The following is a 16,243-nucleotide window of genomic DNA, read 5'->3' as shown; positions in this document are numbered from 1 at the left end:
CTAAAAATATGAAGTTAAACATATGGTTGAAGTTTATCATTTTAATGACTTTAATAGTACTCCCTTATCGACAGGTGGAAGCACAGGAAACGGTACAGTTTAATGAGAAGAAAATACAGAAGCATATAGAAGAACAAATATCTCAAGCGGGTATTCCTGGACTTTCAGTAGTAATTGTAAAAGGAAACGAAACGATTTATAAGAAGAATTATGGCTATGCCAATACAGACAAAAAACGTCAAGTTACGAATGAGACGCTTTTCGAGCTAGGTTCTACTTCAAAAGCTTTTACGGCATTAGCTGTATTGCAGCTAGAAAAAGAAGGGAAAATTAAACTTAGTGATTCTTTAACTAAATATGTTTCATGGTTTGAAATGGAGTATAAAGGAAAACCTTATGAAATTACACTTTATGACTTATTACACCATACTAGTGGAATACCGGAAAAGGCCATAGGATATATTCCTATAACCAATGGCAAAGATTCTATTGAGAAAACGATTAGAAATGTTATGCCAATAGGACTAAACCGAGAGCCGGGTAGCAGTTTTGAATATTCTACGGTTAACTACGATCTATTAGGCTTAGTAATCGAGAAGGCAACTAATCAATCATTTGAAAGATATGTTCAAGATCATGTGCTATCAAAGTTGGATTTATTGAGTACATACGCTGGACGTGAGATGGCCCCATTAGATAACATGGCCCAAGGTTACAAGCGTAATTTCTTACAATCATTACCCTATGACGCTCCTAATTATAGGGGGAATACACCGGCTGGATATTTTATTTCAAATATAAATGATATGGAAAGATGGTTAAAATTACAGCTTGGGGTTGAAAAGCCTAGGATGTTTCCGGAGGAATTGATTAACGATTCTCATAAAGCGAATAGAAAGGTTGCCCCAGATAGCAATGGAGCTTCATATGCAGCTGGATGGGAGGTCTATCAAAGTGGTGGAGGGGAAATTTCACATGGTGGAAGTAACCCAAATTATTCATCGTATATTGGTTTCCGTGATGAGGAACAGATAGGGGTCGTAGTACTAGCAAATCTGAATAGTAATTACACTTACTATATCGGTAGCAGTCTTTTAAATATGATGATAGATAAAGAAGTTAAACCGTTACTCTATGATGAATATAAGAAAACGGATCAAATAGGAACAGCCTTATTTGTGATCTCATCTTTGTGTTTACTAACGTTATTGGTCATGTTATTTCATTTAATTAGGGAGATTATTTTTAGAAAAAGAAAGTTTATATTACCAACGGGAAAAACATGGTTACATATGGTATTAGTTGTTGCGATATATGGGCTAATGATTTATGCACTTTATCAACTACCAAATCTCTTGTTTGGAGGGCTTCCGTGGGCATTTATAAAAGTTTGGGCTCCTTCAACTGTTGTACTTGCAATATATGCAATTGCTGGGGTGGGTTTGGCCTATGTTATCCATACATTCTTAAATCTTTGTTTTCCAAGACAAAAGGGAAAGTCGCTTTTGACTTTAATTGTTTTGGGATTAATATCAGGATTTGGTAATGCCTTTCTCATTTTTGTGATTAATGAAACGTTTGTTAGATCAAATAATTTGGAAAATGGCTTGTTGTTTTACTTTGTACTTGGAATCGTTATGTATGTCTTTTCACAACGTATTATTAGAACTAGCATTGTATCGTATACAAACGAGCTAGTTTATGAAAAAAGGATGGAATTAACAGATAAGTTGTTACAGACTCCTTATTACAAATTGGAGTTGATTGAGAAGGGCCGAATAGAGGCGACATTAAATAACGATACGGAAGTTATCTCTCGTTCTCTCAATCTATTAGTTACTGCTGGAACAAGTTTATTAACGTTACTATTTTGTTTTCTTTATCTTGGTGTAATGAATATGTATGCCTTTTTACTATCCTTGTGTATCATCTTTATTACTGCAGGGGTATATTCTTTGATCGGACGACAAGCAGATAAAGTTTGGAATGAAACAAGAGATATTCAGAATGTATATTTTCGTTTGATTGGTGATCTAAGGCATGGTTTCAAAGAGCTTAGGCTTCATACTGGAAAACGAAACGATTTTCGAGAAGTTATGAATGAAAGCTGTAATAACTATCGTGTTAAACGAACGATAGGAGATATTAAATTTGCAAATGTGTTTGTTCTGGGAGAACTATTATTCATTTTTGTTATTGGTATTGTAGTTTTCGTATTTCCAGAAATTTTTGTTAATATGCCGAAAGAGACGATAAGTAACTATGTAATCGTTTTTCTGTATATGACAGGTCCAGTTAATGAAATACTGGGCGGTATCCCTCAGCTCGTAAATGTACGTATTTCTTGGCAACGTATTCAACAAATGGTGAAGAGTGTAGATCATATAAAGGCAAATGAGCAAATCGCGACAACAAAAGAGTACTTAGATGTGCCAATTTGTTTGCAGCTACAAAATGTAAGTTATAAGTATAAGAATAAAGATGGAGATTTTACTGGTTTTGGTATTGGTCCAATAGACATGGAGTTTAATTCTGGAGAAATAGTCTTTATTGCTGGTGGTAATGGGAGTGGAAAATCTACTTTATCAAAACTGATTACTGGGTTATATGAACCTAATGAAGGTAACATTTTATTAAATGGAAAAGAAATAGCTCCAGAGGAATTGAATCAATACTATTCAGCTATCCTGAGTGATTTTCATGTTTTTGATAGGCTATATGGAATTAATACAGAAGGAATGAAAGCAGAAATCGATCATTATTTAGAACTTCTCCAACTGAGTGACAAGGTTGGCATTGAGAATGGGCGCTTTACTACTACGCAACTATCAACTGGACAAAAGAAAAGGTTGGCATTGCTGGTTACGTATTTGGAAGATCGACCTATACTTTTATTTGATGAATGGGCAGCGGATCAAGATCCTGGTTATAGACGCTTCTTTTATGAAGAATTGTTACCTCAAATGCGAGCGAAGGGTAAATGTATTATTGCTATTACTCACGACGATCAATATTTTCATTTGGCAGATAAGCTTATAGTGATGGAGATGGGAACTGTGAAAATGAATAAAACAAAGGAGGCATTATCATGAGTAAGGAAATTAAATGTGTTGTTTGGGACTTAGATTGTACAATTTGGGATGGTGTTTTATTAGAGAGTGGTACAGTTACTTTAAAACCTGGAATTTATGAAATTATATGTGAATTAGATCGACGTGGAATACTGCAATCAGTTGCTAGTAAAAATAACTACGAAGATGCAATAGCTAAATTACGGGAATTTGGAATAGAAGAGTATTTTTTATATCCGGAGATTCATTGGAACTCTAAATCTAGTTCCATTGAGAAAATTAGAAAAAATTTAAACATAGGTATTGATACTTTTGCGTTCATTGATGACCAACCTTTTGAATTAGAAGAAGTACAGAGTGTTCATAATGATATTCTGTGTATACATGTAAATGAATATAAGGCGTTATTAGACTTGCCACGACTACAACCAAAAAGAATTACAGAAGATTCACGTCGTCGAAGACTGATGTATTTAGAAAATCTTAAGAGAACGAAGGATGAAGAAGAATATGAAGGCCCAAAAGAAGAATTTTTAGCTTCACTTGGGATGAATTTTGTGATTAGTGAGGCTCGTGAGGAAGATTTGCAGCGTGCAGAGGAGTTAACAGTACGTACGAATCAATTAAATTCGACTGGTATTACCTATGATTATGATGAATTAAACTATTATCGTAATCATCCAGATTATTTATTATTAGTTTGTGAGTTATCAGACAAATATGGCTCCTATGGGAAGATTGGTTTAACACTTTTAAAAAGGACGGAGGAAGCCGACTGCCTAAAACTTCTTCTCATGTCTTGTCGTGTAATGTCCCGTGGCGTTGGTACTATACTCCTCACATATCTAATGGAAAGGACAAAACAGGCAGGTAAACGCTTTTTGGCTGAGTTTCGACAGACTGACCGTAACCGTATGATGTTTGTTACGTACCGATTAGCTGGATTTAAGGAAACTAGCAACGAAAATGGAATATTAATTTTAGAACATAATCTTGAGAATATAAATCCTTATCCTCACTATATTAATATACAATTTCCGGAAACACCAACGGATGTGGATAGAGGGGAAGTGGAAATATGCAACAAACAATTGTAAAGCATTCTCTTACGCATCCACAAAAAAGAGTTTGGTATAATGAACAAATTTATCCAAACACATCTATGTATAACATCGGAGGGATGGTTCTTATTAATGGGGAAATTAATTTTACAATTTTAGAAAAAGCAATTCAATTATTCATTAAGAAAAATGATGGTTTACGTCTACGGATTTTTCAACAACATAGAGAACCCCACCAATATATATCACCATTTGAACCTACACCAATACGTTTAATTGATTTTTCTAATCATCATAATCCAAGTTTAGAAGCTAGAAAATGGGCCCAGGATGAATTTCAAAAACAAATTCCACTTGAAGGAGGCCCTCTGTTTGAATTTGTGCTCTTGAAAATAAGTGATGTAGAAAGCTCCTATTTTGTTAAGTTTCATCATATTATAGCTGATGGTTGGACAATCCAACTTATGACGAGTCAAATTATCGATTTTTACACTAAGTTAAAGAATGATGAGCATATAAATGATACGGTTGAATCTACTTATCTATCTTATTTACAAGCAGAGGAGAAATATCTGGAATCCCCTCGATACGTAAAAAATAAGAATTATTGGAATGAGAAATTTATGAATCTGCCAGATTTCTTTTTATCAAAAACATCTCATTCTCTAGAAGGGAAACGAAAGATATTTTTAATTGAAAAAGAAAAATCGGTTGCTCTACAGTCTTTTATACAAAAACATAGAATATCTATGAATACATTATTTTCAACCTTTATGCTTATTTATATTCATAAAATGTATGATCAATCAGACATAATCATTGGATCTCCTGTACTAAATCGTTCCGGTGTACTAGAAAAGAAAATAGTAGGTATGTTTACTAGCACAATGCCGTTACGGTTAAATGTGGATGAAGATGAGAGTGTTCTATCTTTCATTAAAAGAGTAAATCATGAAATAAAACAATGTCTATTTCACCAGCGTTATCCTTATAACTTATTGGTAAAAGACTTGCAATTGACTAGTAAAGGATACGATGGTTTATTTCAATATAGTGTGAATTACTATAATACAAAACTTAAAAATACTATTGATGGATTTTCTTTAGAAAACGTGGAGTTTTACAGTGGTTACCAAGCCTATTCATTGCAGTTAGTTATTAAGGAATGGGCAAATGAAGGTTTAGAAATTCAATATGATTATAAAGTCGCGGATTTTGAAGAAGATCAAATCAATTGTATGCATGAAAGGTTTTTAGCTTTAATAGAACAAGTTTTACGTAATGAAGATCAATCGATAAAAGAATTATCTTTGTTATCGGATGATGAGCAAAAGTTTATGTTAGAGAAATTTAACAATACAGCTGTTGTGTATCCGAAAGAAAAAACTATTCAAGAATTATTTGAAGAACAAGTAAAACAGACACCAGAAAAAATAGCAATTCAACATGCTGATAGATCAATGACTTATCTTGAATTAAATAAGAAATCTAATCAGTTAGCAAGAAAGTTACGAGAAAAAGGAGTCAAAAATGGTCAAGTCGTGGGTATACTAGCTAAACATTCACTTGAGATAGTAATTGCAATTTGGGGAGTTATTAAGGCTGGAGGTACATATTTGCCTATAGATCCTTCCTACCCAGAGGACCGAATTCGTTATATTTTGAATGATAGCGGCACAACATTACTTTTAACTGACTATACAAATGAGGGTAATTTAGAATATTTAGGTGAGAAAATTAATATATGTGATCAGAAACTTTATGAAGGAGATAATGCCAATCTAAACCTAGTAAATGCACCAAATGATCCAATATATATAATTTATACCTCTGGAACCACGGGGAATCCTAAAGGAACTGTAATCACTCAATGTGGATTGGTTAACTATATTTCCTGGGCTAAAAAGAACTATATTAGTAGTGAAAATGATGTTTTTGCATTATATTCATCCGTTTCTTTTGATTTAACAGTAACTTCAATATTCACTCCTTTAATAAGTGGTTTATTGTTAGTAATATATCATGATAATGAAGATGAGTTTATTTTGTCAAAAATACTCAAGGAAAATGTAGTAACAGTGTTGAAAGTTACGCCTTCACATTTAGCATTGTTAAATAACTATTCACCCCCAAGAGTTTCATCTCTTCGCAGATTGATTGTGGGTGGAGAGGATTTGAAAACCTCAGTAGCCGAAAAGATATATGATCTTTTTAGCGGTAAAGTTGAAATAATTAATGAATATGGACCAACTGAAACTGTGGTTGGATGTATGATTCATCGTTATGATCCAGATCTAGATCGAAGAGCATCCGTACCAATTGGTACACCAGCTGATAATGTTCAAATATATTTATTGGATAAGAATCTTCAGCCGGTTCCTATTGGTGTAAAAGGAGAAATTTATATATCGGGTGATGGGGTAGCTAAAGGTTATTTAAATCGTCCGGATTTAACAGCGCAACGTTTTTTATCCAATCCATTTATTTCGAGTGAGAAGATGTATCGAAGTGGTGACTTAGCTGTCATGTTGCCAAATGGATTAATTGAGTATCAAGGACGGATGGATTCTCAAGTGAAAGTTAAAGGATATCGTATTGAAATAGGGGAAGTTGAGAATGCACTGTTACAACACAAGTCTGTTAAAGATGTAGTAGTGGTGAATTGGCAAGGTGAGGATAATTCAAATCATCTAGTTGCATACATTGTTTTGAAAGACAGTGTTCAAAATATAGAAATACGCAGTTTTATTTCGCATATGCTACCAAGTTATATGATTCCTTCATTTTTTATCTATATGGATCAGCTACCGCTTACTATCAATGGAAAGGTAGATCGTCAAGCGTTGCCAGATCCGATGTTAAATAACGGTTCTAATCATACTCATTTAGAAGAAGTAGATGAAGATGTTACTGGAATGGTTAGTGAAGTTCTCAAGGAAATATTACAGACTGATAGAATCGAATTGCATAGTAATTTTTATCATTTAGGTGGAGATTCTATTAAAGCGATCCAAGTGAGCGCTAGATTACAAGAACTGGGATGGAAAGTTAGAGTTAAAGATGTACTAAATTATCCAGTTGTAAGTGAATTGGCAGCAATGTTAGTTAAACAAAAAGATGTTACAGTCTCACAAACATTGGTAACAGGAAAGGTAGAGCCTACTCCTATTATGCGTTGGTTCCTTGATCAACAGTTTAAGAACCCGCATCATTGGAATCAATCGGTATTACTGTCTTTGAAGAAGCCGGTTAAAGAAGAATATGTTAATAAGATGTTAAATACGATCATGCATCATCATGATTTGTTACGGTTAAGGTATGAGGATAAGCAGGATTACTTCTATTATGACGAAGATATGTCCATTGTTGATTCTAAGGTTACCATGTTTGATTTGTCTGAAATTCCAATTGAAATGGCTTTGAATCAGGTTCATATAAAAGGTGAAGAGTTAAAAGGAAGTTTAAATTTGAATGTAGGACCATTATTTAAAGGGGCCTTATTCCAGCTTTCAAATGATCAACAGTTGTTATTATTAACTGCACACCACCTTATTGTTGATGCTGTGTCCTGGCGTATTTTAATTGAAGATGCAAACCGATGTTTGAATAGCTTGTATTTAGGAGAAGTTCCATCGCTACCATTAAAAACTAACTCTTTCCAAGATTGGTCTGAAGCTTTAAATAGTCGAGGAGTTAATTTAGTACATGCTGAATTAGATTATTGGGAATCCATAGATAACACGCTAGATAATAATTTTCAAATTAATAAAGAAAAAGAAAATAGTACTGTTGAAAGTTGTACGACTCTTACCTTTACATTGAATGCAGATGATACAAGAAAACTATTAACTACTGCAAATGTGCCTTACAATACACAACCAATGGAGTTGTTACTTGCTGTATTGACAGAAAATTTAGGTAAATATACAAACCAAGATCAAATTAAATTTGAGTTAGAAGGTCATGGTCGAGAGGAATTATTTGAGCATCTTGATATTTCACGTACAGTAGGGTGGTTTACAACGATGTATCCTATTGTATTAAAAGTTTCGCATAATATTGCTAATCAAATAAAGAGTGTTAAAGAAGAGGTTCGTAAAAGACCTAATAAGGGAATTGGATATGGAATTCTTAAAGAGAAGTTTCCTTCTTGCAAAGATTTAACTCAAAATATAATTCGTTTTAACTATTTAGGAGAGATAGATAATTCTCTCGGGGATGGATGGTTGACTATTGTTGATTATCAAAGTGGCAGTGAACAATCAAAAGATAATCATATTACTGCATTATTGGATATTGTGGCCATGGTTAAGAATAAAAGCTTAGAAATTCATGTGACATTTAGTACAAGTCATTTTCAAAAGAATTTTGTAGAAAATTTATTTTCAGATTATCTAGAACGACTACAGACATATATCCAATCCTGTTGTCAAATGCAAACAAAAGAATTTACTTCATCAGATTTTGAAACCTTAAACCTTAGTGATGAAGAAATTGATAATTTGTTTGATTAAACAACTATTTGATGAAAATTTTATTTAATAAAGGAGAAGTCACTTGAGAAAATTAATGAAAGATTTATCGCCAGGATTGAATAGTAACAAATATTTGGTTTGTGTTCCTTATGCTGGGGGCTATTCGAATTCTTTTTTACCTTTAAAGAATTATTTACCGAAAGATATAAAACTTATTTCATTTGATCCTCCAGGCCATGGTCCTAATCTTTCTCCACTAGTTGATAACATAGATGATCTTGTTAATTTATATTTAATGGAGATGCAACCAATTTTAGAGGGAGAGGTTACATTATTTGGCCATAGCATGGGAGGAATTATAGTTCACCGTATGGCTCAAATTTTAGAAAGTAAGGGCATAAATCCTAAAAATGTTATTATCTCTGCTATGAATCCACCGGAAATAAGAAGAAAAACAAATCATTTAGATGATAAAGACTTTATAGATTATATAAAGTCTTTGGGAGGATTACCGGATGAAGTATTACAACATCAGGAGCTTTTAAACTATATCCTTCCAGTTATTCGATCAGACTTTCGTGCCATTGAGAATTATATAAATGATGACACAACATTGTTGAAAGCGCCCCTATATATTATTAGTGGAACAACAGACTCTAATTATACAGTAAAAGGGGCTAAGAAGTGGGTAGAATGGGGCAATGAGGTTCATTTTCTAACAGTTAATGGTGGTCATATGTTTTTACTACATCAAGCTGACATCGTGGGCGAGTTAATTATGAAAATACTAGATAGGGTAAAATCTGTGAAGTGAAAAAATTAAGAGATGTATCTGAGTAAGAGAAAAGTGCATTTCTATGCTTTATGTGAAACTTCTATCGTTAAAGTAGCAATCTAATTGGTCGTCATTGGGAGTTTTATTACTGAGGAAGAAAACTCCCAATGACGAGTATGATTGTGCCCCCTCATGATAAAACGGATAGGTCTATGGGGAACATAACCACTAAATATGTAGTATTTAGTATCAATATCATAGAGAATGGTGGGAAGAAAAAATGCTTGATAAATTTACCCAGCAGGTTTTATTATCTAGTGAAAAATTTAAAAAAGAAAAAGAATATTGGTTAGACAAGTTATCAGGTGATGTTGAGTTAAGTAGATTTCCTTGTGATTGTCTGTCTTTAAATAATATTCAGGCTTCTAAAGAAAGTTATTATTGTCAATTCCCATCGGATATTGCGAAGAGAGCTGTAGCAATTAGCAATAATTCTGATATGTTACTGTACACTATTTTATTATCAGGCGTGAAATATCTCTTAAGTAGATATACCGATAAGGATGATGTAGTAATTGGAATGCCAGTTTTTAAACAAGGTCAAGAAGAGACGGTTTTTCAAAACAACTTTTTATTATTACGTACTCAAATAAATCAAGAAGATAATTTTAAAGAAATAATATATAAAATTAAAGAAACAATTTTAGAGTCAAATGAACATTGTCATTTTCCTTTTAATAAACTTACTCAATTATTAAGTCTAGATGGAGAGAGTAATAATCTTCCCTTATTAAATACAATAGTAATGTTAGATGATATTCATTGTTATGAGAGTACAGATAAAATAAACTCTGATATGGTTATTAGGTTTATGAAAAATGAAGAACAGTTAAAGGTTCAAGTGGATTACAATTCTACTTTATATAGTGAAGGATTAGTTAGTAGAATAGTTAATCATTTATATAATATTTTAGATATATTAATGAAAGATCCAAATAAATCTGCAATGGATCTAGATGTAATGCCTAAAACAGAAAAGAATCAAATATTATTTGATTTCAATCATACGACTAGAGTTCATAAAACATTACTTTGTGAGACTGTAACAGCTCCTCAATTATTTGAAGAGCAGGTAAAACAGAATCCTAATCAAATAGCGATTGTATGTAATGGAAAAGAAATTACATATAAACAATTAAATATAAAAGCTAATCAGTTGGCGAGAAGGTTATTAGACCAGGGAGTTAAAAGAGAATCCATTGTTGGTGTGATGATGGAACGCTCTATTGAGATGATTGTAGGCATATTAGGTATCTTAAAAGCGGGTGGGGCGTATTTACCGATTGATACCGAGTTACCAAAACAAAGAGTGGAATATATGCTGACAGACAGCGGGTGTTCACATGTACTAACATATCAAAACTCTATTATAAAGGGAGTAGCATTTCAAGGTAGTGTAATAAATCTAATGGATATTCCTTTTGAAGAAGAACAATTAGAAGATTTGCAGATAACGATGGAACCTCAAAATTTGGCATATGTTATTTATACATCAGGTTCTACAGGCCAGCCCAAAGGGGTAATGATTGAACATCGTTCCTTAACTAATTTTTTGTGTGCAATGTATGAGGACTTCTCTCAAGATATAGGGATAACTGATAATGTACTATTCTCAAGTAGTATTTCTTTTGATGTTACCATATTTGAAATATTTGTCCCATTGGTATATGGAGCAAGAATGACTATTTATCAAGGTGAGAAGTTTGATGTACCAAAACTTGTACAAGTCATTCTTGAGGAACAGGTCACGTTAGCATATATTCCACCTACCTTATTAAATGAAATATATGATTATTTTGTAAGGGCGAATCAGAAGATATCGTTAAATAAACTTTTCGTGGGAGTAGAACCAATTAAAACAGAATTACTCGCAAAATACGATCATCTATTTAGGGGGAACCTCCAAATATTAAATTTATACGGACCTACAGAGGCTACAGTCTGTTGTACATCTTATCAATATGAGAGGGATAAAGAAATTACAACACAAAACGTACCAATAGGTTCGCCATTGTTAAATACTAAAATTTATATATTGGATTCATTTCACAGGCTACAACCTATAGGTGTTCCAGGAGAAATATGTATTTCTGGCATAGGGTTAGCTAGGGGATACATCAATCGAAAAGAATTAACAGCAGATAAATTTATTGATCATCCATTTGAACATGGTGAGAAATTATATAAAACAGGAGATATAGCGAGATGGCTACCTGATGGTAACATAGAATACTTGGGACGAGTTGATCATCAAGTGAAAATAAGGGGATATCGAATAGAACTAGGTGAGATAGAAGCAAGTTTGTTAAAATATGAGACAATCAAAACCGCCGTAGTAATACAGCGAGAAGATGAAAGTGGAGAAAAGTATTTATGTGCGTATGTAGTTACAGAAAAAGATATTCCTATTCCAGAGGTAAGAGCATATTTAGCAACAAAGTTACCATATTATATGATACCTCAACAGATCATACCCATTCAAAACATACCGTTAACACAAAACGGAAAAATAGATAGAAAAAAATTACCTCAACCTATTTATAATATAAAATCTAGTCATATAGAGCCGACAACTTCTACAGAAAGAAAATTAGTTGAAATTTGGAAAGATGTTTTAGGAATTCCAAGGGTAGGAATACAGGATAACTTTTTTGAGATAGGTGGTCATTCATTAAAGGCTGCTAGGCTAATTTCTATCGTTAATAAAGAATTTAATGTGCAATTATCTATTAAATCCCTATTTAAGTTTCCTGTTTTGGTTGATTTTTCAAAATGTATATTAGAAATGGAAAAAAGTAATTATATTTCCATAGAACCTGTAAAACAACAAGAGTATTATTTAGCTTCTACGTCACAAAAGAGAATGTTTATAGTAGATCAATTAGAAGATGGTACAAATACAACTTATAATATGCCCACAATACTTAAAGTAGAAGGGGATATTTGTAAAGATAAGTTTGAAAATATATTTCAATCTTTAATTGAGAGACATGAAATATTAAGAACTTCTTTTCAAATTTTAGATGGGGAATTAGTGCAGAAAATTGAGCCTAATGTAGATTTCAATATTGAATACGTTCATGTAAATGAAAAAGATGCGGATTATTTAATACATGAGTTTATAAGTCCATTTGATTTATCAAAACCTCCATTATTAAGGGTGTTGCTTTTAAGGATAGCAGAAGAAAGACATATCCTTGTAGTAGATATGCATCATATAATATCTGATGGTTTATCAATGGGGATATTAATAAAAGAGTTTGTAGAATTGTATAAAGGAAATGAGCTTCCAAAATTGAGAGTGCAGTACAAAGACTATGTGATGTGGCAAAATGGACCTTACTATAAGAATCTAATTAGTGAACAAAAGAATTATTGGTTAACAACTTTAAAAGGAGAACTCCCGGTTTTAAATTTTCCAACCGATTTTCAAAGACCGACTATACAAAGCTTTAAAGGTAATGTTTGTTCTTTTAATTTGGGAACAGATTTAACTTTTAAAGTAAATAAGCTAGCAACTGAAACTGGTACCACGCCATATATGATTTTATTGGCCATTTATAACATACTTTTATCTAGATACACAGGTCAAGAAGACATTATTGTAGGTTCGCCTATTGCTGGAAGGTCTCATTCTGATATTAATCATATGATTGGTATGTTTATTAATACTTTGGTAATGAGAAATTATCTAGAAAATGACGATGAGTTTATTGAGTTTTTGAGTAGATTAAAACTCAATACATTAGAAGCTTATGAAAATCAAGACTATCCTTTTGAAGAACTATTAGAAGGTTTAGACTTGCATAGGGATACAAGTAGAAATCCATTATTTGATACCATGTTTGTTTTTCAAAACATGGATATGAATCCAATATCTATTGGTGAATTAGAATTTACACCGTATCCGTTTAAGCAGTCAGTTTCAAAATTTGATTTGTCATTAGTAGCAACGGAAATAGATAATAACATTCATTTAAAAGTAGAATATAGTACTAAGTTATTTAAAGCGGAGACAATAGAAAGGTTAATGGTACATTTTACAAATATAGTTGAGGAAGTAACTAATAACCCTAGAGTACGATTGCGCAATATTAATATGTTATCTATAGAAGAAGAACATTGTATTATGAATGAATTTAACAAAAAAGAGAATTCAAATTCTAAGCATTTATTAGTGCATAAAATGTTTGAAGAACAAGTAAAACGGAACCCTAATCAAATAGCCGTTGTATGTAATGAAAAAGGAATTACATATAATGAATTAAATATAAAAGCTAATCAGTTGGCGAGAAGGTTATTAGACCAAGGAGTTAAAAGAGAATCCATTGTTGGTGTGATGATGGAACGGTCCATCGAGATGGTTATAGGTATATTAGGTGTCTTAAAAGCAGGTGGGGCGTATTTACCAATTGATACCGACTTACCAAAACAAAGAGTGGAATATATGCTGACAGACAGTGGGTGTTCACATGTATTAGTACATCAAAACTCTATTATAAAGGGGATAGAATTCCAAGGTAATGTAATAGATCTAATGGATATGTCTTTTGAAGAAGAACCAGGAGAAGACATGCAAATGATGATAGAATCTCACAACTTAGCGTATGTTATTTATACATCAGGTTCTACAGGACAACCTAAAGGAGTAATGATTGAACATCGATCCTTGACTAATTTTTTGTGTGCAATGTATGAAGATTTCTCTAAAGATATAGGGATAACTGATAACGTTCTATTCTCAAGTAGTATTTCTTTTGATGTTACTATTTTTGAGATATTTGTCCCATTAATATATGGCGCAAGAATGACTATTTATCAAGGTGAGAAGTTTGATGTATCAAAACTTGTACAAGTCATTCTTGAAGAACAGGTTACATTATCATATATTCCACCTACTTTATTAAATGAAATATATGATTATTTTGTTAGAGATAACCAGAAGATAGTGTTAAATAAGCTACTTGTGGGAGTAGAACCCATTAAAACAGAATTACTCGCAAAATACGATCATCTATTTAGGGGGAACCTCCAAATATTAAATGGATACGGACCTACAGAGGCTACAGTTTGTTGTACATCTTATCGATATGAGAGTAATAAAGAAATTACAACACAAAACGTACCGATAGGTTCACCATTGTTAAATACTAAAATTTATATATTGGATTCATTTCATAGGATACAACCTATAGGTGTTCCAGGTGAAATATGTATCTCTGGCATAGGGTTAGCTAGAGGATACATCAATCGAAAAGAATTAACAGGAGATAAATTTATTGATCATCCATTTGAACGAGGTGAGAAACTATATAAAACAGGGGATATAGCAAGGTGGCTACCTGATGGTAACATTGAATACTTGGGCCGAGTCGATCATCAAGTAAAAATAAGGGGATATCGAATAGAACTAGGTGAGATAGAAGCGAGTTTGTTAAAATATGAGACAATCAAAACGGCCGTAGTAATAGATCAAGAAGATGAAGATGGAGAAAAGTATTTATGTGCATACGTAGTTACCGAAAAAGATATTAGTATTCCAGAGGTAAGAGCATATTTGGCAACAAAGTTACCACATTATATGATACCTCAACAACTCATACCAATTCACAATATACCATTAACACAAAATGGGAAAATAGATAGAAGCAAGTTACCAAAGCTAAATACAATGAGCAATAGTAATTATGTACCACCAAGAAATGAAATAGATAGTAGTTTAATTGATATTTGGAGTAGTATATTAGGCGTAAATAATATTGGTATAAATGATAATTTCTTTGAATTAGGTGGTCATTCTCTTAAGGGATTAAAGTTATTCGAAAATATCAAGAGAATGTTTAATGTGCAACTGCCATTAAGTTTATTATTTCAAAAGGCTACTATTGAACAATTAAGTGATGTAATAAGTAGGAATAAAGGAATAGACAGTGAGTGTTTAATTCCAATTCAAAATGGAACAAACAAGGATAGTCAATGGTTCATTGTTCATGGGCAAGGCGGGGGTATATTAAACTATTATGATTTGGCTAGAGAATTAGGAGAGAATAAGACTGTATATGGGTTACAATCTATAGGATATGATGATTGTAGATTTCCAAACTTATCTGTAGAGGAAATGGCGGTAAGATATATAGAAGAGATTAAACAAGTAAAAAAGGAAGGGCCATATACTTTATTAGGATGGTCTTTTGGAGGGATAGTTGCATTTGAAATGGCTAGAAAATTAGAAGAACTAGGTGATAAAGTTAGTTTTCTAGGTTTACTTGATGTTCATCCTATTGAACAAGGTAAGGAGATTCTTAGTTTAAATATTAGGAATGCATTTGAAGAATTGGAAAAATTCAATGATCAGTTAGGGATTGAGAAAAATAGTTTTGAGCAAATGAGTGAAGAACAATTAATAGAATCTTTACTGAAAAAATTTACATTGAATGCAAATAGTTGTCAGCAAAATTTTGAAGATCCAATGATGAATAAGTTAAAAGTAATGATAGCTAATAGATATGCATACCTAAAATATAATTGTAAACAAAAAATAAAAGCAGATATCTTTCTATTTAATGCATCTATTAATGACATTCACCCACTAGTAGATTATAACAGATGGAATGAATATACATCAGGGGAAGTATACGCTTTGCAAGTGCCAGGTTCCCATCTGAGTATGTTAGAGAAACCGCATATTCATGAATTGGTAAAGAGTATAAAAATGAATTTTAAACAAATGCTCTTATTAGCACATGTAAATAAGTGAAATATTATTTAAAATTGTACACTATTAGTTTTCTAAAAGTCTCA

At 32.4% G+C, this 16,243-nt stretch carries 5 protein-coding genes; all 5 read left to right on the top strand.

The window, feature by feature from the left end; all coding sequences use genetic code 11:
* Positions 1-8 precede the first annotated feature (8 nt).
* The 5 genes from EBQ15_RS19155 to EBQ15_RS19135 all read left to right on the top strand — a co-directional run bounded on the left by EBQ15_RS19155 (position 9) and on the right by EBQ15_RS19135 (position 16,199).
* Positions 9-3,092, top strand: a complete 3,084-nt coding sequence (locus tag EBQ15_RS19155) for a cyclic peptide export ABC transporter (RefSeq protein WP_000773403.1) — start codon at positions 9-11, stop codon at positions 3,090-3,092.
* Entirely contained in the window at positions 3,089-4,168 is a 1,080-nt protein-coding gene (locus EBQ15_RS19150; protein ID WP_000031541.1) for an HAD-IIIC family phosphatase, read from the top strand. The genes EBQ15_RS19155 and EBQ15_RS19150 overlap by 4 nt, the downstream gene beginning before the upstream one ends.
* Positions 4,150-8,646, top strand: a complete 4,497-nt coding sequence (locus EBQ15_RS19145) for a non-ribosomal peptide synthetase (RefSeq protein ID WP_001187891.1) — start codon at positions 4,150-4,152, stop codon at positions 8,644-8,646. The genes EBQ15_RS19150 and EBQ15_RS19145 overlap by 19 nt, the downstream gene beginning before the upstream one ends.
* A gap of 43 nt (positions 8,647-8,689) precedes the next feature.
* Positions 8,690-9,421, top strand: a complete 732-nt coding sequence (locus EBQ15_RS19140; protein ID WP_001228849.1) for a thioesterase II family protein — start codon at positions 8,690-8,692, stop codon at positions 9,419-9,421.
* Positions 9,422-9,662: 241 nt separating this feature from the next.
* Positions 9,663-16,199, top strand: coding sequence for an amino acid adenylation domain-containing protein (locus tag EBQ15_RS19135; protein WP_000884570.1), 6,537 nt, complete (start codon positions 9,663-9,665; stop codon positions 16,197-16,199).
* The last annotated feature ends 44 nt before the right edge of the window (positions 16,200-16,243 follow it).

This window comes from Bacillus sp. 2D03 (assembly GCF_003946765.1).
Taxonomy (GTDB): domain Bacteria; phylum Bacillota; class Bacilli; order Bacillales; family Bacillaceae_G; genus Bacillus_A; species Bacillus_A cereus.
The sequence above is the reverse complement of the archived record's forward strand: the minus strand, read 5'-3'. Positions and strand labels throughout refer to the sequence as shown.